This is a genomic window from Faecalibacterium sp. DFI.5.82 (assembly GCF_029076575.1).
GTDB classification, from domain to species: Bacteria; Bacillota; Clostridia; order Oscillospirales; family Ruminococcaceae; genus Faecalibacterium; species Faecalibacterium duncaniae.
This window is the reverse complement of sequence record NZ_JARFIS010001067.1, coordinates 1-290: the sequence shown is the minus strand read 5'-3', so window position 1 is coordinate 290 and position 290 is coordinate 1. Positions and strand designations below refer to the sequence as shown.

1 protein-coding gene is annotated in these 290 nt (G+C 64.5%); it reads left to right on the top strand.

Annotated elements, in window-relative coordinates; genetic code table 11:
* A partial coding sequence (locus P0G09_RS20170) for an AAA family ATPase (protein WP_275253568.1) occupies positions 1–290 on the top strand: 290 nt, incomplete at both ends.

Genomic DNA, 290 nt, shown 5'->3' with positions numbered 1-290 from the left:
TCCTGCTGCAGATCCTGGAGGACGGCCAGCTCACCGATGCCATGGGCCGCAAGGCCGATTTCTGCAATACCATCGTCCTGCTCACCTCTAACTTAGGGGCACGCTTTCTGGCCGGGCAGAGCGCCCCGCTGGGCTTTGCAGCGGGCAGCGAGGCCGTGTTCGAGAAGCAGTCGGCCCAGGCCAGTGAGGAAGCCAAGAAGTGGTTCCGCCCCGAGCTGGTGGGGCGGCTGGATGAGCTCATCGTGTTCCGTCCCCTTGCAGAGGATAGCCTGTGCGCCATCGCCGAGAAG